The sequence below is a fragment of the Sphingomonas sp. Leaf407 genome (genome assembly GCF_001425385.1).
In the GTDB taxonomy this organism is placed as follows: domain Bacteria; phylum Pseudomonadota; class Alphaproteobacteria; order Sphingomonadales; family Sphingomonadaceae; genus Sphingomonas.
The window spans coordinates 642,290-661,227 of record NZ_LMQO01000001.1 but is presented as its reverse complement, the minus strand read 5'-3'; the positions used below and the strand labels follow the sequence as shown (position 1 = coordinate 661,227).

Genomic DNA, 18,938 nt, shown 5'->3' with positions numbered 1-18,938 from the left:
TCGTCGGAACGAACCATCTTGCAGGCCGCTTGAAGATCAATCGGATCAACTCAACAATACCCTCGACGATTACTTGAAAAAGCAATTCGACGAGGAATTGCATATCACCACCACTTGTCCGCCCGGGCGACGAACCCGGCGCGCTGCTCGATCGCAAGACCTGCGTTCAGCACGCCCTGCTCGTCGAGCGGCTTGCCGATGATCTGCAACCCCAGCGGCAGCCCGTCCTTGTCGACGCCGCCCGGCACGCTCATCGCCGGCAGCCCGGCCAACGACGACGGCACGGTGAACACGTCGTTGAGATACATCGCGATCGGATCGGCCGACTTCTCGCCCAGCGCGAACGCCGCCGACGGTGCGGTCGGGGTCAGCAGCACGTCGCACTGCTCCCACGCCGCCTCGAAATCCTGCGCGATCAGCGTCCGTACCTTCTGCGCCTGGGTATAATAGGCGTCATAGAAGCCCGCCGACAGCACATAGGTGCCGATCAGGATGCGCCGCTTCACCTCGTCACCGAACCCGGCGGCGCGGGTGGCCGCATACATGTCCTGCAATCCCGCCCCGTCGGGCAGCACCCGCTGGCCGTAGCGCACGCCGTCATAGCGCGCGAGGTTCGACGACGCTTCGGCGGGGGCGATGATATAATAGGCCGGCAGCGCATAACGGGTATGCGGCAACGACACCTCGACGATCTCCGCCCCCGCATCGCGCAGCCAGTCAATCCCCTGCTGCCACAGCGCCTCGATCTCCGCCGGCATGCCATCGACGCGATATTCCTTCGGGATACCGACGCGCTTGCCGCGAAGATCGGCGTTCAGCCCCGCTTCCCACGCCGGAACCGGCAGGTCGAGCGAGGTCGCGTCCTTCGGATCGAACCCGGCCATCGCCTCCAACATGATCGCGCAATCGCGGGTATCGCGCGCCATCGGCCCCGCCTGATCGAGCGACGAGGCGAAGGCGACGACACCGTAGCGCGAGCAACGGCCATAGGTCGGCTTGATCCCAGTGATGCCGGTGAACGCCGCCGGCTGACGGATCGACCCGCCGGTATCGGTGCCGGTGGCCGCCGGGCACAGCCGCGCCGCGATCGCCGACGACGACCCGCCCGACGATCCGCCCGGCGCCATCGGCGCGGTATCGCCCGGCCGCCGCCACGGCGAGACGACGTTGCCGAACGCACTGGTTTCGTTCGACGATCCCATCGCGAACTGGTCGAGGTTCAGCTTGCCGAGCATCCCCGCGCCCGCCGCCCACAGCTTGCCCGAAACGGTCGATTCATACTGCGGTACGAAGCCCTTCAGGATGCCGCTCGCCGCCGTCGTCTCGACGCCCTTGGTGCAAAACAGGTCCTTCATGCCGATCGGCACGCCGGCCAGCGGCTTCGGCGTCTCGCCCGCCGCGCGCGCGGCATCGGCGGCATCGGCGGCGGCGCGCGCATGGTCGGGCGTTTCGACGAGAAAGGCGTTGAGCGGCTTGGCGGCGGCTACGGCACCTACGAACGCATCGGCGACGTCGCGCGCGGAAAAGCTGCCGTCGCGCACGCCGTCACGGATCGCGGCGACGCCAAGGTCGGTAAGGTCGGTCATTCGGCAATCCTTGCGCGGCAGGTCGGGTCGGTCGGGATACGGCGACGGATCATTCGATGACCTTGGGCACGGTGAAGAAGCCATGTTCGGCCTGCGGCGCATTCGCCAGCACCCGGTCGCGCACGTTGCCATCCGTGACGGCATCGGGGCGCAGGCGCAGATGGTTGGGGATCACCGCCGTCATCGGCGCGACGCCGCTGGTGTCGACTTCGCCCAGTTGCTCGATCCAGCCAAGGATATTGCCCAGTTCGGGGGCGAGCCGATCGGCTTCGGCATCGGTGATCGCGATCCGGGCAAGGCCGGCCACGCGCTTTACGGTGTGAGGTTCGACGGACATGGACGATCGGCTAGCATCCCGCCTGCCCCTCGACAAGCGTCCCGGTTCAGGTGTCGACATCCCCGGCATGGATCGTGCGGACCGCGCCGCCGCCCTGCGCCAGCAGCAGCGCCCCGGCCGGGTCCAGACCGGCAAACGTCCCTTCGGTCCGGGTCCCGTCGGGCAACGATACCCGAAGCGACGCCCCGACCGGATGCGCTGCCCGCATCCACGCATCGCAAATGCCGCCAACCCCTGCACGACGCCATTCGGCCAACCAATGGGCGAACGATGCACGCAACCGGTCGAGCATGTCGTCCGGGGCGATCCGCACCCCCTGATCGGCAAGGCAGATCGTCCGCCGACCGGGTACGACCGGTGCCATGGCAAGGTTCACCCCGAAGCCGACCACGACCGCCTCGCCGCTACGCTCGAGCAGGATGCCGGACAGTTTCGCTCCGTCGATCATCAGGTCGTTCGGCCATTTGATCGCGGCGTGCCCCGGCAGGACGCTATCGATCGCGGCGTGCAGCGCAACCGCCGCGACCAGCGCCAGCGACGGTGCGACCGGATCGTCCGGCCGCAAGCGAACGATGGTGCTGGCGAACAGATTGCCGGTCGAATCGGCCCAGGTGCGGCCCATGCGACCACGTCCGGCGGTCTGCCTCTCTGCCCTGAGCCATGCGCCCTCGGGTGCGCCCTCGGTCGCCGCCGCCAGCAGGTCGGCGTTGGTCGACCCGGTTTCGGCGACGGTGCGGACGCTCAGAACAGTGCCCGCGCCGCCGTCATCGTCCACCCGGTCAGCGCCGGAATCAGGAACATGCCGACCGGCGAGATCACGACCGCCGCCGCCGCGATCAGACCACCTTCGATAAGGGCCGGTTCCCGCGAGAACGCCGGGGCCGGATCGTCGAAGTACATCGTCTTGACGACGCGCAGGTAATAATAGGCACCGATGACCGATGCGGCGATACCGATCACCGCCAGCGGGAACAGCCCGGCCTGTACCGCGGCATCGAACACGGCGTACTTCGCCCAGAAGCCGAACAGCGGCGGGATACCGGCCAGCGCGAACATGAAGATCGCCAGCGCCAGCGCCAGCGCCGGCCGCGTGCGCGACAAACCGGCGAGGCTCGCGACGCTCTCGACCGGCTGACCATCTTCACCGCGCATCTGAAGCAGGATCAGGAACGAACCGAGCGTCATGACGATGTAGATGGCGAGATAGAACAGCACGCCCGCCACGCCCGCCTGCGTGCCCGCCGCCAGACCGATCAGCGCGAAGCCGACGTTGTTGATCGACGAATAGGCGAGCAGCCGTTTGATATTGCCCTGCCCGATCGCGCCGACCGCGCCGAGCACGATCGAGGCGAGCGCGGCGAACACCACGATCTGCCGCCATTGGTCGACCGCAGGCCCCATCGCCTCGATCGCCACGCGCAGCGCCATGGCCATCGCCGCAACCTTGGGGGCCGATGCGAAGAACGCCGTCACCGGGGTGGGTGCGCCTTCGTACACGTCGGGCGTCCACATATGGAACGGCACCGCCGCCAGCTTGAACGCGATCCCCGCGAACACGAACACCAGCCCGAACAGCAGCCCGGTGTTGGTCCCGGCGGCATAGGCGACGGCAATATCGTCGAACAGCGTCGTGCCGGAGAAGCCATAAACTAGGCTGATGCCATAGAGCAGGATGCCCGATGCCAGCGCGCCCAGCACGAAATATTTGAGGCCCGCTTCGGCCGAGCGCGTATCGCGCCGCATGAAGCTGGCAAGGACATAGGCGGCAAGGCTCTGCAATTCGAGCCCGACGTAGAGCAGCAGCAGGTCCGACGCCGACACCATCATGCCCATGCCGCAGGCCGACAACAGGATGAGGATCGGATATTCGGGCTTGAGGTCGTCACCCGTCGTCCGCGCGAAGAAGCGCGGCGCGACGATGATCCCGACCGCCGAGGCGAGGAAGATCAGGATCTTGGCGAAACCGGCGAAGGCATCGGCACGGTACATGCCCCCGAACGCGGTGCCGCCCGACGATCCGTTGCCGACTAGCGCGACCGACGCACCGGCGAGGATCACCACCGCCGCGATGCTGACACCGCGCGTCGCCGCCTCCTTGCCCCATGCCGCCACCAGCATGAGCACGATCGCCCCAACCGCGAGCACCAGCTCGGGCAGCGTCATCGTCAATTGTTGGGCGTAGCTCATCAGTGCGATTCCCCGTGCGCCGCTTCGCCGCCGCTCGTGTGATGTTGCGCGGCCGCAGCCGCCGGATTGCCGTCCGTCGGACGCGAATCCGACCCCGGGTTCGCCCGCTCGATCCGTTCGATCAGCAGCGCGACGTCGCCGCGCATGGGTTTGAGGAAGCTTTCGGGATACACGCCCATCCACAGCACCACCGCCGCGATCGGCGCGAGCAGGAGCAGTTCGCGCGGATTGACGTCCTGCATCGCCTTCACATCGTCATGCACCAGATCGCCCAGTGCGATGCGACGATAGAGATAGAGCGAATAGGCCGCGCCGAGGATGATGCCGGTGGTGCAGATCAGCGCCGCCCACGTCGACACCTGATAGGTGCCGGCAAGGCTCAGGAACTCGCCGACGAACCCCGACGTGCCCGGCAGACCGATCGACGCCATGGTGAACAACAGGAAGAATACCGCATAGCGCGGCATGTTGATCGCCAGACCGCCGTAGCGCGAGATTTCGCGGGTGTGCAGCCGGTCGTAGATGATGCCGACGCACAGGAACAGCGCGCCCGACACCAGCCCGTGACTGAGCATCACGATCATCGCGCCTTCGATACCCTGCTGGTTGAAGGCGAACAGGCCGATCGTCACGATCGCCATGTGCGCGACCGACGAATAGGCGATCAGCTTCTTCATGTCGCTCTGCACCAGCGCGACGAGCGAGGTATAGACCACCGCAACCGCCGACAGCGCGAAGATCAGCCAGGTGAACTCGCCGGTTGCTTCGGGGAACATCGGGATCGAGAAGCGCAGGAAGCCATACCCGCCGAGCTTCAGCAACACGCCGGCAAGGATGACCGACCCTGCGGTTGGTGCCTGGACGTGCGCGTCGGGCAACCAGGTGTGGACCGGCCACATCGGCATCTTGACCGCGAACGACGCGAAGAACGCCAGCCACAGCCATGTCTGGACATGCGCCGGGAAATCATACGCCATCAGCGTCGGGATGTCCGACGTGCCCGCGACATTGACCATGTAGATCATCGCGATCAGCATCAGCACCGAGCCGAGCAGCGTGTAGAGGAAGAACTTGTACGAAGCGTAGATGCGGTTCGCCCCGCCCCAGATGCCGATGATGAGGTACATCGGAATCAGGCCGCCTTCGAAGAAGACATAGAACAGCAGCAGGTCCTGCGCCGCGAACGTGCCGATCATCAGCACTTCGACGCCGAGGAACAGCCCCATATACTCGGGCACGCGGGTCGTCACCGAACGCCACGACGCGCCGATGCAGATCGGCATCAGGAACACGCTGAGCATGATGAGCATCAGCGCGAACCCGTCGATGCCGAGCGCCCATGCGAAGCGGCCGAACACATCGGCATGTTCGACGAACTGCCACTGCGCGCCGCCCACGTCGAAACTGGTCCACAGCGCGATGCCGAGCGCGAAGTCGATCAGCGTGGCGATCAGTGCGGTCCAGCGTGCGGCGTTGGCCGACACGAACAGGCACAATACCGCCGCGACCGCCGGTACGACCAGCATCGCCGACAGGATCGGGAAGCCGTTCACTTGTTATTCCCCCGAACCATTTGCTTCGAACCGCGCATCACGACGCGATCGCCCAGGTAACAGCCGCCGTCAGGCCGATGAGCATGACGAAAGCATAGGTATAAAGATAACCGGTCTGCATCCGCACCGCCAAGCGGCTCGACAGGCCGACCAGCGCCGCCGACCCGTCGGGGCCGAAGCGGTTGATCGTCTGCTCGTCGCCGCGCTTCCAGAAGAAACGTCCCAGCGCGAAGGAGGGCCGGATGAAGAGCAGATGATACAGCTCGTCGAAATACCACTTCTTGAGCAGGAAGCGGTGCAGCACGCGGAACGTCTCCGCGATCGCTGCCGCCGTGCCCGGCCGGGCGATGTAGACGTAGAACGCGCTCACGAACCCGATCAGCATCACGATCGTCGCGGCCAGCTTCACCATCAACGGCACTTCGTGCATCGCGTGCATCAGATGCTCGTTGAAGAACAGGCTGCCCTTCCAGAACGTCTCACCCGCCTCCGGTTCGATGAACCAGTGATGGAAGACATAGCCGGCGGCAACCGCGCCGACCGTCAGCACGATCAACGGGATCAGCATCGGCAACGGGCTTTCGTGCGGGTGATAGCCCGCCGTGCCTTCGACGACATCGCTGGCATGCGCGTCGTGCGTCGACGGCGCATGGCCCGCATCTTCGGCCGCCGCGTGCGCATCATGGCCGTGGGCATGATCGTCATGCCCGTGACCGTGCGCATCGTGGACTGCATGCTGGATATGCTCCGACCCGGCCCAGCGTGGCTTGCCGAAGAAGGTCAGGAACATCAGCCGCCACGAATAGAAGCTGGTCAACAGCGCGGCGAACGTACCGACATAGAACGCGCCATAGCCGTTCGGACCCGATGCCCATGCCGCCTCAAGAATCGCATCCTTCGAGTGATAGCCCGCGAAGCCGCCAATGCCATAAATACCGACACCGGTGATCGCCAGCGTACCCGCCATCATCGCCCAGAAGGTGAGCGGGATATGCTTCCGCAGGCCACCGTAATAGCGCATGTCCTGTTCGTGGTGCATCGCATGGATGACCGAGCCGGCCCCCAGGAACAGCAACGCCTTGAAGAAGGCGTGGGTGAACAGGTGGAACATCGCCGCGCCATAGGCACCGACGCCCGCCGCGAAGAACATATAGCCAAGCTGCGAACAGGTCGAATAGGCGATGACCCGCTTGATGTCGGTCTGCACGAGGCCGATCGTCGCGGCGAACAAACAGGTCGCGGCACCGACGGCGGTCACGACCGACAGCGCGGTCGGCGACACTTCGAACATCGGCGACAGGCGGCATACCATGAACACGCCCGCCGTCACCATCGTCGCGGCATGGATCAGCGCCGACACCGGGGTCGGGCCTTCCATCGCGTCCGGCAACCACGTGTGGAGGCCGAGTTGCGCCGACTTGCCCATCGCACCGACGAACAGCAGCAGACACAACACCGTCATCGTATCGGCGCGGAACCACAGGAAGCCGATCGTCGAACCGGCCATCGACGGCGCAGCTTCGAGGATCGCGGGGATCGAGATCGTCCCGAACACCAAGTAGGTGCCGAAGATGCCGAGCATGAAGCCCAAATCGCCGACGCGGTTCACCACGAACGCCTTGATCGCGGCGGCGTTGGCCGATGGCTTGCGGAACCAGAAACCGATCAGCAGGTACGACGCCAGACCGACGCCTTCCCAGCCGAAAAACATCTGGACGAGGTTGTTGGCCGTCACCAGCATCAGCATGGCGAAGGTGAACAGCGACAGATAGGCGAAGAACCGCGGCTGATCGGGGTCCTCGCTCATATAGCCCCAGCTATAGAGGTGGACGAGCGCCGAGACGCTGGTGATGACGACCAGCATGACCGCGGTCAGCGCATCGACCCGCAGTTCCCATGCGATGTCCATCCCGCCCGACACGATCCACGTCGATACCGGCGCGACGCCGGCGGTCGCGGTTCCGGCGAGGAACGGCACGAAGATGCTCCACGACAGCGCGGCGGCGACCAGCAGCCCCACCGTCGTCACGATCTTCGGGAACGCAATGCCGAACGCCCGGTTCGACAGCCCCGCGACGACCGACGCCAGCAGCGGCAGGAACACGACGATATGGATGGCGCTCATGCGAACGCCTCCGAAATCCCAATCACCGGCATCACCCCTTCATCCGGTTGACGTCGTCGACCGCGATGGAACCGCGACCACGGAAATAGATGACCATGATGGCCAGCCCGATCGCGCTCTCGCCGGCGGCGACCGCCAGCACGAACATCGCGAACACCTGCCCCACCAGATCCCCCAACTGTGCCGAAAAGGCGACGAAATTGATGTTCACCGCCAGCAGGATCAGCTCGATCGACATCAGGATGACGATCAGGTTCTTCCGGTTGAGGAAGATGCCAAGAACCCCCAGCGTGAACAGGATCGCCGCGACGACCAGATAATGGGTGATCCCGATCACAGCTCGACCCCCTGCCCGATGGGCTGATTGACGTTGCGCGTGGCGTCCTTCGACCGGCGGCTGACCTGGCGATGGATGTTCTGCCGCCGCGAGTCGACCCGCACGCGCTGGGTCAGCACGATCGCCCCGATCATCGCGACCAGCAGGACCAGGCCGACGCCTTCGAACACATAGAGATAGCGGGTATAGAGCAGCCGCCCGATCGCCTCGATGTTCGGCACCGCGACATCGACCGGCGCGACGCGGCGTGCCAGATCGATCCGCCCGGCGGTCCATGCGTACGCGCCGATGATAAGCTCGACCGCGAGCAGCACCGCGAGCGCGAGGCCGGCAGGCAGGTAACGGACGAAGCCGGCGCGCATCTCGGTGAAGTCGATGTTCAGCATCATGACGACGAACAGGAACAGCACCGCGACCGCACCGACATAGACGATGACGAGGAGCATCGCGATAAACTCGGCACCGGCCAGCACCATCAGCCCAGCGGCGTTGAAGAAGGCGAGGATCAGCCACAGCACCGAATGGACCGGGTTGCGCGACGTGATCGTCAGCGCAGCCGATGCCACCACGATCGTGGCGAACAGATAGAAGGCGAGTGTCTGGATCACGAGCGCTGCTCTTCCCCCTGTTCGCCCCGCTGGCTGCGGGACGATACGCTTGTCATTAGGTCGGCGGAGCGGAACACCCGGTCCCCGCCGTTACGGAACACCGGCGCCCTTACCGATAGGGCGCGTCGCTCGCAAGGTTCGCGGCGATGGCGCGTTCCCAGCGGTCGCCGTTCGCGAGCAGCTTGTCCTTGTGATAGATCAGCTCCTCGCGCGTCTCGGTCGCGAATTCGAAATTCGGCCCCTCGACGATCGCATCGACCGGGCACGCTTCTTGGCACAGCCCGCAATAGATGCACTTCGTCATGTCGATGTCGTAGCGCGTCGTGCGGCGGCTGCCGTCCTGACGCGGCTCGGCCTCGATCGTGATCGCCAGCGCCGGACACACTGCCTCGCACAGCTTGCACGCGATGCAGCGTTCTTCCCCGTTGGGATAGCGACGCAACGCATGCTCGCCCCGGAAGCGCGGGCTGATCGGATTCTTCTCGTACGGGTAGTTGATCGTCGCCTTGGGCTTGAAGAAATACCGCAGCGTCAGCGCGTGCGCCTTCACGAACTCCCACAGGGTGAACGATCGGATGGTCTGGGCGATACTCATGCGGGCACTCCCACGCGCTGGATCATCAGCCAGCCCGAGACGAGGAAGACGAAGATCAACGACATCGGCAGGAACACCTTCCAGCCCAGCCGCATCAACTGGTCGTAGCGGTAGCGCGGCACCGTCGCCTTGATCCAGCTAAAGACGAAGAAGAAGAAGAACGTCTTGCCGAGGAACCAGATAATGCCGGGGACATAATAAAGCGGTGCCCAGTCGACCGGCGGCAACCAGCCACCCCAGAACAGCAGCGCGTTGAGCGCGCACATCAGGATGACGTTGGCATATTCACCAAGCCAGAACAGGGCGAAGGCCATCGACGAATATTCGGTCTGATAACCAGCAACCAGTTCCGATTCCGCTTCGGTCAGATCGAACGGCGCACGCGCGGTTTCGGCGAGCGACGAGATCAGGAACACGACCGCCATCGGGAACAGCAGCGGGTTGAAACCAAAACCGTTGATGAAGCCGAAGATATGCCCGCGCTGTTCGAGGACGATCGTCGTCAAGTTGAACGATCCGGCCCACAGCACGACGGCAATCAGGACAAACCCGATCGCGACTTCGTAACTCACCATCTGCGCGGCGGCACGCAGCGCCGAGTAGAAGGGATATTTCGAGTTCGACGCCCAGCCCGAAATGATGACGCCATATACCCCGAGCGACGATGCCGCGAGGATATAGAGCAGCCCGACGTTGATGTCCGCCACCACCATGCCGACGTCGAACGGGATCACCGCCCAGACGATCAGCGCGACGGTGAAGGTGATGATCGGCGCCAGCAGGAACAGCCCGCGATTGGCCGACGACGGCACGATCGTTTCCTGGAGGAACACCTTCAACCCGTCAGCGAACGACTGGAGCAGGCCGAACGGCCCGACCACGTTCGGTCCGCGGCGCAGCGCCATCGCCGCCCAGATCTTGCGATCGGCGTAGATTATCATCGCCACCGCCAGCATCAGCGGCAGCGCGATGATGAGGATGCCGATCAGCGTGGCGAGAGTCCACGCCACGCTCGGGTTCATACCCCAACCGACCATCGCGGTCGTCGGGCTGGAAAAGAAGCTCACTCGGCGGCCTCCGCGAAATCCTGGCCATGGACAAGTTCGGCCGAACAACGCTGCATCGTCGGGCTGGCCCGGCAGATCGCGTTGGTCAGGTAGAAGTCGGTGACCGGATAGGTCACCGCGCCCGACGCCTTAGCGTCGAGTGCCGGCGGGTTCCAGTCATACCGAACCAAAGCTTCACGGCCGAGGTCGGGAACCGCCGCCGCCATCGCCGCACGCAATCCGGCGAAATCGTCGAACGGCAACGTCACGCCGAGGAATTCGCCAAGCGCCCGCAGGATGGTCCAGTCGTCGCGCGCATCGCCCGGTGCGAAGACCGCGCGGTCGCCGCGCTGCACCCGGCCCTCCATGTTGACATAGGTGCCGGGCTTTTCGGCATAGCTGGCCCCCGGCAGGACGATGTCGGCCGCCGCCGCGCCCTTGTCGCCATGATGACCGATATAGACCTTGGTGCTGTTCGCGAACTGGGCGAAGTCGACTTCGTCCGCGCCGAGGAAGAACACCAGCTTCGGGTTCGCCGCGACGATGTCGGCGATGCCGCCCGCCCGTGCATAGCCGAGCATCAGCGCGCCCATGCGTGCGGCGGCCAGATGAACGACGTTGAAGCCGTTCCACACCGTGCCGTCCTCGAGCGTGCGGACGAGATTGCCGTCCTGCGCCAGCTTGAGCGCGGCACCATGGCCGTTCTTCAGCGCGCCCGGCCCGACGATGACCATCGGCCGCTTGGCCGCGTCCAGCGCCTCGGCGGCGCGATCTGGCAGACCGTTCAGCAGGCCGAGATCATCGCCGAGCCACTCCGCCTTGTAGGTCAGGTCGACTTCCGGCCCAATCGCGAAGACGCGCGCGCCCTTCTTGATCGCCTTGCGCACGCGGGTGTTGATGAGCGGCGCTTCGTGGCGCAGGTCGCTGCCGATGAGCAGGATCGCGTCGGCGTCCTCGACCCCGGCGATCGTCGTGTTGAACGCGACCGCGCCAAGGTTGGTGACGTCATAGGCCATGCCCGTCTGCCGCCCTTCGAGCAGCGACGATCCCAGCGCATTCACCAGCGCCTTGGCGGCGAACATCGTCTCGCAATCGAGCAGATCGCCCGCGATCGCCGCGACCGACGATCCGGCATTGACCGCCGCGATCACCGCGAACGCCTCGTCCCACTCCGCCGCGACCAGCTTGCCGCCCTTGCGGACATAGGGCTTGTCGAGACGACGGCGGACCAGCCCATCGACGGCATGGCGCGTCTTGTCGTGCGCCCACTCCTCGTTCACGTCCTCGTTGATGCGCGGTACGCAGCGCAGCACCTGCCGCCCGCGTGCGTCGAGGCGGATATTGGTGCCGACCGCGTCCATCACGTCGATCGCGAGCGTCTTCTTCAGCTCCCACGGCCGTGCCTCGAACGCATAGGGCTTCGACGTCAGCGCACCCACCGGGCACAGATCGACGACATTGCCCGACAATTCGCTCGTCACCGCCTGTTCGAGATAGCTGGTGATCTGCATATTCTCGCCGCGATAGATCGCGCCGATCTCCTCGACGCCCGCGACCTCTTCGGCGAAGCGGATGCAGCGGGTGCACTGGATACAACGGGTCATGACCGTCTTGACGATCGGACCCATGTACTTTTCGGTGACGGCGCGCTTGTTCTCGTCATAGCGCGAATGGCCACGGCCATAGGCAACCGACTGGTCCTGCAGATCGCATTCGCCGCCCTGGTCGCAGATCGGGCAGTCGAGCGGATGGTTGATGAGCAGGAATTCCATCACGCCTTCGCGCGCGGCCTTCACCATCGCGCTGTCGGTGCGGATTTCCTGATTGTCGGCCGCGGGCAGCGCGCACGATGCCTGCGGCTTGGGCGGCCCCGGCTTCACCTCGACCAGACACATCCGGCAATTGCCGGCGATCGACAGCCGTTCATGATAGCAGAACCGGGGAATCTCCTTCCCCGCCGCTTCGCATGCCTGGAGGACGGTGGCACCCTGCGGCACCTCGACCTCGACCCCGTCTACCTTGACCTTAGGCATTATTCCGCCGCTTCCTGCATCGGCAGCGAGCCACCGCCGCGCTTCTCGTTGATCCGCCGCTCCAGTTCGGGGCGGAAGTTCTTGATGAGGCCCTGGATCGGCCACGCCGCCGCGTCGCCGAGCGCGCAGATGGTGTGGCCCTCGACCTGCTTCGTCACCTGGTGCAGCGTGTCGATCTCGGACAGGTCGGCATCGCCGGTGCGCAGCCGCTCCATCACCCGCCACATCCAGCCGGTGCCTTCGCGGCACGGCGTGCACTGGCCGCAGCTCTCGTGCTTGTAGAAGTACGAGAGCCGGCTGATCGCGCGTACCACGTCGGTCGACTTGTCCATGACGATCACCGCTGCCGTGCCGAGGCCCGATCCGACCGCCTTCAGCCCGTCGAAGTCCATCGGCGCATCGATGATGTGCTCGGCCTTCACCAGCGGCACCGACGATCCGCCGGGGATGACGCACAGCAGATTATCCCAGCCACCCCGGATGCCGCCGCAATGCTTCTCGATCAGCTCGCGGAACGGGATGCTCATCGCTTCCTCGACCACGCAAGGACGGTTCACATGGCCGCTGATCTGGAACAGCTTGGTGCCGCGATTATTCTCCGCGCCGAAGCTCGAGAACCACTCCGCGCCGCGCCGCAGGATCGTCGGCACGACCGCGATCGATTCGACGTTGTTGACCGTCGTCGGGCAGCCATACAGGCCCGCGCCCGCCGGGAACGGCGGCTTGAGCCGGGGCTGGCCCTTCTTGCCTTCGAGCGATTCGAGCATCGCGGTTTCTTCACCGCAGATGTACGCGCCGGCACCGCGGTGGGCGAACACGTCGAAGTCATAGCCCGACCCGCAGGCATTCTTGCCGAGCAAGCCCTTGGCATAGGCCTCGGCGATCGCCGCGAACAGCACCTCGGCCTCGCGGATATATTCGCCGCGAATGTAAATGTACGCCGCCCGCGCACGCATCGCGAAACCGGCGACCAGCGCGCCTTCGATCAGCTTGTGCGGATCGTGGCGGATGATCTCGCGGTCCTTGCACGAACCGGGTTCGGATTCATCTGCGTTGATGACGAGGAAGTTCGGCCGGTCGGGCTTGGGCGCCTTGGGCATGAACGACCATTTGGTGCCGGTCGGGAAGCCTGCTCCACCGCGTCCGCGCAGGCCAGACGCCTTGATGCGGTCGATGATGTTGTCCTGCCCCAGCGCCAGCAGCGCCTTCGTATTGTCCCAGTCACCCCGCTTCTGCGCGGCGTCGAGGTTCCATGGCTGGAACCCGTAGACGTTGGTGAAGATGCGATCCTTGTCGGCCAGCATCCTTATCGTCCCTTCCCGATCGCCTTCTCGGCGATGAAATACACGGCGACCATCGCGCCGATGCCGATCGCGATGCCGAGCAGCTTGAGCGCGCCGACGAACAGTTCGAGCGCGATCCACAACACCACGATCCCGACGAGGATCGCCAGCAACAGGCTGCCCAGCGCCTTCATGCCGCAGGCCCCTGGCCGTTGCCCCATTCGGACCGGTAATCATGATTTCCGGCTATCATCGCGGCAAGGTTGGTCGGTTCGCCGACCGGCTCGACGGTGTGGCGGCCGGGCTCCTGCGTGCCGGGCTTCGGCGTCTCGCCCTTCGCCAGCGCCTCGAGGATCGCGGTGGTGCGATCGTAATCGAGGTCTTCGTAATTATCGTCGTTGATCTGGACCATTGGCGCGGAAGCGCAATTGCCCATGCACTCGACCTCGGTCAGCGTGAACAGGCCGTCCGGCGTCGTCTTGCCCTTGACCAGTCCACGGTTCTTGCACGCGGCGAACACGTCGTCCGACCCGCGCAGCATGCACGGCGTCGTGCCGCACACCTGCACATGATAGCGACCGACCGGCGCGAGATTGAACATCGTGTAGAAGGTCGCGACCTCGTAGACGCGCATATAGGGCATGCCCAGTTCGCGCGCGATATATTCGATCACCGGAACCGGCAGCCAGCCTTGCGTCTGCGTCTCCGCGCCGACCTGTCGTTGCGCCAGGTCGAGAAACGGGATCGTGCAGGACTGCTGGCGACCGGCGGGATAGCGACCGACGATCTCCCGCGCCTTTTCGGCGTTAGCCGGGTTCCAGGCGAACGAACTCCAGCGGGCGCGGACTTCGGCCTCATCGGGAATGGTGGGGGCGTCGGCCATCAGCGAATAAACTCCACGCGGTCGACCTTGTCGCCGCTGAACGAATAGACGGTCATCACGTCGAACGGGGTGGCATCGGGCGAACGGCGGACCCGTTCGTGCAGCACGACACGCTCACCCAGTTCGAACGACTGCAACACTTCGGCATGGTTCTGCGGAAATTCGGCAAACACCACCGCCATGCCGCTCTCGACGCCCTCGCGACCATCGCGCACCACGTCACCACGATACAATGCCTCGCAGCCATCGTCGGCAAAGAACGCGGCATATCCCGCCGCGTCGCGCGCGTTGTAGCGCTCCATCATCGCCGTTACCGTATCGATCCGGCTCACCGGTCGCACTCCCCGAACACGATGTCCATCGCACCCAGAATGGCGGTGATGTCGGCAAGCATATGGCCCTTCGACATGAAGTCCATCGCCTGCAGGTGGCTGAACGCCGTCGGGCGGATCTTCACGCGGTACGGCTTGTTGCTGCCGTCCGACACCATGTAGATGCCGAATTCGCCCTTGGGGCTTTCGGTCGCGACATAGACCTCGCCCGCCGGAACGTGATAGCCCTCGGTGTACAGCTTGAAGTGATGGATCAGCGCTTCCATCGACTGCTTCATCTCGCCGCGCTTGGGCGGGACGACCTTGCGATCGAGGCTGCCAACCGGTCCCTCGGGCATCTGCGCGAGACACTGTTTCATGATGCGCGCCGACTGATACACTTCCTCGACGCGGACCATGAACCGGTCGTAACAGTCGCCGCGCGTGCCGACCGGCACGTCGAAGTCGACCTTGTCATAGGCGTCGTACGGCTGCGCCTTGCGAATATCCCACGGGATGCCCGCACCACGGATCATCGGGCCGGAAAAGCCCCAGCGCACCGCATCCTCGCGGCTGACGATTGCGATGTCGACGTTGCGCTGCTTGAAGATGCGGTTCTCGGCGACGAGGCTGATCGCATCGCCGAACAGACGCGGCAGACGGGTGTCGAGCCACTCGGCAATATCGGTCAGCAGCTTGAGCGGCACGTCCTGCCGCACGCCACCCACGCGCAGGAAATTCGCGTGCATCCGCGCACCCGACGCCCGCTCGTAGAAGTTCATCGTGTCTTCGCGCAGCTCGAACATCCACAGGTTCGGCGTCATCGCGCCCACGTCCATGACATGCGAACCGAGATTCAGCATGTGGTTCATGATGCGGGTCAATTCGGCGAAGAACACACGCAGATACTGGGCGCGCAGCGGCACCTCGATGTCGAGCAGCTTCTCGACCGCGAGGACGTAGCTATGCTCCATGCACATCGGCGAGCAGTAATCGAGCCGGTCCATGTACGGCAGCGCCTGCGCGTACGTCTTGTACTCGATCAGCTTTTCAGTGCCGCGGTGGAGCAGGCCGACGTGCGGATCGATCCGTTCGATGATCTCGCCGTCCAGTTCGGTGACGAGCCGCAACACGCCGTGCGCCGCAGGATGCTGCGGCCCGAAGTTGATCGTGTAGTTCTGGATCTCGACATCGCCCGGCGTCGGGTTGGCGGCGTCGATGTGCTGATCGTAATCGGCCATCACTTGTTCTCCGCCGACGAAGCCTTCGCATCGGGCGAAGGTACGTCGGGATCGACGGGCTTGCTGTCGGGCCGGTTGCCGGGATGCGGTTTGCCCGCACCGGTATCGGCCGCGCTTTCGGTCACTTTCGGCTTGTCGACCTGCGGCGTCGCATCCTTGGCCCGTTCGTCGGCGCGCTTCACCTGATCGGCGGTTGCGGGCGATTGTGCGCCGGGCGCCTGCCCGACGGCGGGCTTGGGTTCGGCGGCCTTTTCGTCGCCCGGCAGGACGTATTCCGCCCCTTCCCACGGGCTCATGAAATCGAACGTGCGGAAATCTTGCGCCAGTTGCACCGGCTCATAGACCACGCGCTTGGCCTCTTCCGAATAGCGCATCTCGACATAGCCGGTCAGCGGGAAGTCCTTGCGCAGCGGATGGCCGCGAAAGCCGTAATCGGTCAGGATGCGGCGCAGATCGGCATTGCCGGTGAAAAGCACGCCGTACATGTCGTACACTTCGCGCTCGAGCCAGCCGGCGTTGTACCAGATTGCCGTCACCGACGGCACCGGATGATCCTCGTCGGTCGTCACCCGGATGCGGATGCGATGGTTCCGCGTCATCGACAGCAGATGATAGACGACGTCGAACCGCTCGGGCCGCTCGGGATAGTCGACGCCGGCGATCTCGGCCAGCATCTCGTATTTGAGGCCCGGCGTCTCGCGTAGCAATTCCATCGCCATGACGAGGCGGTCGCGGTCGACCGTCAGCGACACTTCGCCGACGAGGTCCTGTGCCTCGACGAGCAGATCGCCGAGCACCGCTTTCGCCGTATCGATCACGCCGTCGTTGGCGGCATAGCGGGGTGCGGGTGCCCTCACCGTTCGATGCTCCCCGAACGACGAATCTTCCGCTGCAACTGCATCACGCCGTACAGCAGCGCCTCGGCGGTCGGCGGGCAGCCGGGGACGTAGATGTCGACCGGCACCACGCGGTCGCAACCGCGCACGACGCTGTAGCTATAGTGGTAATAGCCGCCACCGTTGGCGCAGCTTCCCATCGAGATGACGTACTTTGGCTCCGACATCTGGTCGTAGACGCGGCGCAGCGCCGGGGCCATCTTGTTGCACAGCGTGCCGGCGACGATCATCACGTCCGACTGACGCGGGGACGCGCGCGGCGCGGCGCCGAACCGTTCCATGTCATAGCGCGGCATGTTGACGTGGATCATCTCGACCGCGCAGCACGCCAGCCCGAACGTCATCCACCACAGCGAACCGGTCCGCGCCCAGGTGAACAAATCCTCGGTCGAGGTGACGAGGAAGCCCTTGTCGGTCAGTTCACCGTTCAGGTCGTTGAAGAAACCCTGATCGGGGGCCTGCGCCGGCACGCCAGCGGCATTGCCCGCGCCGAAGCCGTGCGGCGGCGTCGTGAGTTCTACTCCCATTCGAGAGCTCCCATCTTCCAAGCATATACAAGGCCCAGCGCCAGTTCGCCGATGAAGATCATCATCGAGAACCATGCGGTCCAGCCGAGGTCGAAAACCGAGACTGCCCAAGGATATAGGAAGGCCGCTTCGAGATCGAAGATGATGAACAGGATCGCCACCAGATAAAAGCGCACGTCATACTGGCTGCGCGAATCCTCGAACGCGGGGAAGCCGCATTCATATTCGCTGAGCTTTTCCGGCGTGGGCTTGTGCGAGCCGGTGAAGCGCGAAGCCACCATCGGCAGGACGACGAACGCCGTCGACAGCACCAGGGCTATGCCCAGGAACATCAGGATCGGCAGATATTGCGACAGGTCGACCAAGGCAGGGTCTCTCGCGGTTGCGGTAAGGATTGCGCCCGGCTTTAGGCCGATGGGCGCGGGGCATCAAGGGCGGAACAGGGTGAGAATCATTCGCAGTTCAACCCGCCGCCAGCACGGCCGCCGTCCTCCCGCAAACGCAGGGCGACGGTCGGCGACGATGACGACAACCAGCGGTTAGCGCAGCGCGCCGGCGACCAGCTTGTGCAGGCGGGTCTGCATCTGCTCGTTGCTCGCCAGCACCTCACCCTTTTCATAGGCGCGGTCAGCGCCGCGATAGTCGGTGACGAAACCACCCGCCTCGCGCACCAGCAGCATGCCGGCGGCGATGTCCCACTTGCTCAGACCCGACTCCCAGAAACCGTCGAACCGACCGGCGGCAACATAGGCAAGATCGAGCGCCGCCGAACCGAAGCGGCGGATGCCGGCGACCTCGGGCGCGACCGCGCCAAAGATGCGGGTCCATTCGGCGAAATTGCCATGGCCGAGGAACGGGATGCCGGTGGCGATCAGCGCTTCGGACAGGTCGCGGCGCGACGAGACGCGCAACCGCTGCCCCTGCAACCATGCCCCCCGGCCCTTCTCCGCCCAGAAGCCCTCGTCGGTGATCGGGTTATAGACCATCGCGCAGGTGATCTCGGGCTTGCCGCCCACACCGTTCGGCTCCTCGACCGCGACCGAGATCGCAAAATGGGGCAGGCCGTGGAGGAAGTTGGTGGTGCCGTCGAGCGGATCGACGATCCAGCGCGGCTTGGTGGGATCGCCCTGAATCTCGCCGCCTTCCTCCAGCAGCATGCCCCAGTCGGGCCGGGCCTTGCGCAGTTCCTCGACCAGCGTTTCCTCGGCGCGTTTGTCGGCGATCGAGACGAAGTCCGCCGGCCCCTTGCGGCTGACCTGGAGATGCTGGACCTCGCCGAAATCGCGGCGCAGGCGCGGGCCGGTCTTGCGGACGGCGCGTTCGATGACGGTGATGAGGCCGGATTGGGCGGACATGATCTTACTTCCCGTGGAATACTGGTCGCGCCGCG

20 protein-coding genes are annotated in these 18,938 nt (G+C 64.9%); all 20 read right to left on the bottom strand.

The window, feature by feature from the left end:
- Positions 1-104: 104 nt before the first annotated feature.
- A complete protein-coding gene (gatA, locus tag ASG37_RS03100; RefSeq protein ID WP_055755952.1) occupies positions 105-1,586 on the bottom strand; it encodes an Asp-tRNA(Asn)/Glu-tRNA(Gln) amidotransferase subunit GatA in 1,482 nt (493 codons plus the stop codon).
- Between the two features lie 49 nt (positions 1,587-1,635).
- Positions 1,636-1,923 carry an Asp-tRNA(Asn)/Glu-tRNA(Gln) amidotransferase subunit GatC gene (gene gatC, locus ASG37_RS03095; protein WP_055755950.1) on the bottom strand — a complete coding sequence of 96 codons (288 nt, stop codon included), beginning with the start codon at positions 1,921-1,923 and terminating at the stop codon, positions 1,636-1,638.
- A 46-nt stretch (positions 1,924-1,969) separates the two neighbouring features.
- Positions 1,970-2,698, bottom strand: coding sequence for a biotin--[acetyl-CoA-carboxylase] ligase (locus tag ASG37_RS03090; protein WP_235525106.1), 729 nt, complete (start codon positions 2,696-2,698; stop codon positions 1,970-1,972).
- Complete coding sequence (gene nuoN / locus ASG37_RS03085) at positions 2,665-4,110, bottom strand: NADH-quinone oxidoreductase subunit NuoN (protein WP_055755947.1); 1,446 nt, start codon at positions 4,108-4,110, stop codon at positions 2,665-2,667. The genes ASG37_RS03090 and nuoN overlap by 34 nt, the downstream gene beginning before the upstream one ends.
- Positions 4,110-5,663 (bottom strand): NADH-quinone oxidoreductase subunit M, encoded by a 1,554-nt coding sequence (locus ASG37_RS03080; RefSeq protein WP_055755945.1) that lies wholly within the window; start codon positions 5,661-5,663, stop codon positions 4,110-4,112. Before ASG37_RS03080 ends, nuoN begins: the two co-directional genes overlap by 1 nt.
- A 37-nt stretch (positions 5,664-5,700) precedes the next feature.
- On the bottom strand, positions 5,701-7,788 hold the full coding sequence (nuoL, locus tag ASG37_RS03075; protein WP_055755944.1) for an NADH-quinone oxidoreductase subunit L: 2,088 nt from the start codon (positions 7,786-7,788) through the stop codon (positions 5,701-5,703).
- A gap of 31 nt (positions 7,789-7,819) precedes the next feature.
- Positions 7,820-8,125 (bottom strand): NADH-quinone oxidoreductase subunit NuoK, encoded by a 306-nt coding sequence (gene nuoK, locus ASG37_RS03070; protein ID WP_055755941.1) that lies wholly within the window; start codon positions 8,123-8,125, stop codon positions 7,820-7,822.
- Positions 8,122-8,733 (bottom strand): NADH-quinone oxidoreductase subunit J, encoded by a 612-nt coding sequence (locus ASG37_RS03065; RefSeq protein WP_055755939.1) that lies wholly within the window; start codon positions 8,731-8,733, stop codon positions 8,122-8,124. The genes nuoK and ASG37_RS03065 overlap by 4 nt, the downstream gene beginning before the upstream one ends.
- Positions 8,734-8,842: 109 nt before the next feature.
- Positions 8,843-9,328: an NADH-quinone oxidoreductase subunit NuoI gene (nuoI, locus tag ASG37_RS03060; protein ID WP_055755937.1), complete on the bottom strand. Its 486-nt coding sequence runs from the start codon at positions 9,326-9,328 to the stop codon at positions 8,843-8,845.
- On the bottom strand, positions 9,325-10,365 hold the full coding sequence (gene nuoH / locus ASG37_RS03055) for an NADH-quinone oxidoreductase subunit NuoH (protein WP_055757243.1): 1,041 nt from the start codon (positions 10,363-10,365) through the stop codon (positions 9,325-9,327). Before nuoH ends, nuoI begins: the two co-directional genes overlap by 4 nt.
- A gap of 26 nt (positions 10,366-10,391) precedes the next feature.
- Positions 10,392-12,407 carry an NADH-quinone oxidoreductase subunit NuoG gene (gene nuoG, locus ASG37_RS03050; protein WP_055755935.1) on the bottom strand — a complete coding sequence of 672 codons (2,016 nt, stop codon included), beginning with the start codon at positions 12,405-12,407 and terminating at the stop codon, positions 10,392-10,394.
- A complete protein-coding gene (nuoF, locus tag ASG37_RS03045) occupies positions 12,407-13,711 on the bottom strand; it encodes an NADH-quinone oxidoreductase subunit NuoF (RefSeq protein ID WP_055755934.1) in 1,305 nt (434 codons plus the stop codon). The genes nuoG and nuoF overlap by 1 nt, the downstream gene beginning before the upstream one ends.
- Before the next feature lie 2 nt (positions 13,712-13,713).
- Entirely contained in the window at positions 13,714-13,884 is a 171-nt protein-coding gene (locus ASG37_RS17875; RefSeq protein WP_164490754.1) for a hypothetical protein, read from the bottom strand.
- The gene (locus tag ASG37_RS03040) at positions 13,881-14,573 is read right to left on the bottom strand and encodes a complex I 24 kDa subunit family protein (protein ID WP_055755932.1); all 693 of its coding nucleotides are present in this window, start codon (positions 14,571-14,573) and stop codon (positions 13,881-13,883) included. Before ASG37_RS03040 ends, ASG37_RS17875 begins: the two co-directional genes overlap by 4 nt.
- On the bottom strand, positions 14,573-14,878 hold the full coding sequence (locus ASG37_RS03035; protein ID WP_055757241.1) for a nuclear transport factor 2 family protein: 306 nt from the start codon (positions 14,876-14,878) through the stop codon (positions 14,573-14,575). Before ASG37_RS03035 ends, ASG37_RS03040 begins: the two co-directional genes overlap by 1 nt.
- A 23-nt stretch (positions 14,879-14,901) precedes the next feature.
- Positions 14,902-16,125, bottom strand: a complete 1,224-nt coding sequence (locus ASG37_RS03030; RefSeq protein ID WP_055755930.1) for an NADH-quinone oxidoreductase subunit D — start codon at positions 16,123-16,125, stop codon at positions 14,902-14,904.
- The gene (locus tag ASG37_RS03025) at positions 16,125-16,982 is read right to left on the bottom strand and encodes an NADH-quinone oxidoreductase subunit C (RefSeq protein WP_055755928.1); all 858 of its coding nucleotides are present in this window, start codon (positions 16,980-16,982) and stop codon (positions 16,125-16,127) included. Before ASG37_RS03025 ends, ASG37_RS03030 begins: the two co-directional genes overlap by 1 nt.
- Entirely contained in the window at positions 16,979-17,548 is a 570-nt protein-coding gene (locus tag ASG37_RS03020; RefSeq protein ID WP_055755925.1) for a NuoB/complex I 20 kDa subunit family protein, read from the bottom strand. Before ASG37_RS03020 ends, ASG37_RS03025 begins: the two co-directional genes overlap by 4 nt.
- Positions 17,539-17,913, bottom strand: a complete 375-nt coding sequence (locus ASG37_RS03015; RefSeq protein ID WP_055755923.1) for an NADH-quinone oxidoreductase subunit A — start codon at positions 17,911-17,913, stop codon at positions 17,539-17,541. The genes ASG37_RS03020 and ASG37_RS03015 overlap by 10 nt, the downstream gene beginning before the upstream one ends.
- A gap of 174 nt (positions 17,914-18,087) precedes the next feature.
- Entirely contained in the window at positions 18,088-18,903 is an 816-nt protein-coding gene (locus ASG37_RS03010) for an inositol monophosphatase family protein (protein WP_055755922.1), read from the bottom strand.
- Between the last annotated feature and the right edge of the window lie 35 nt (positions 18,904-18,938).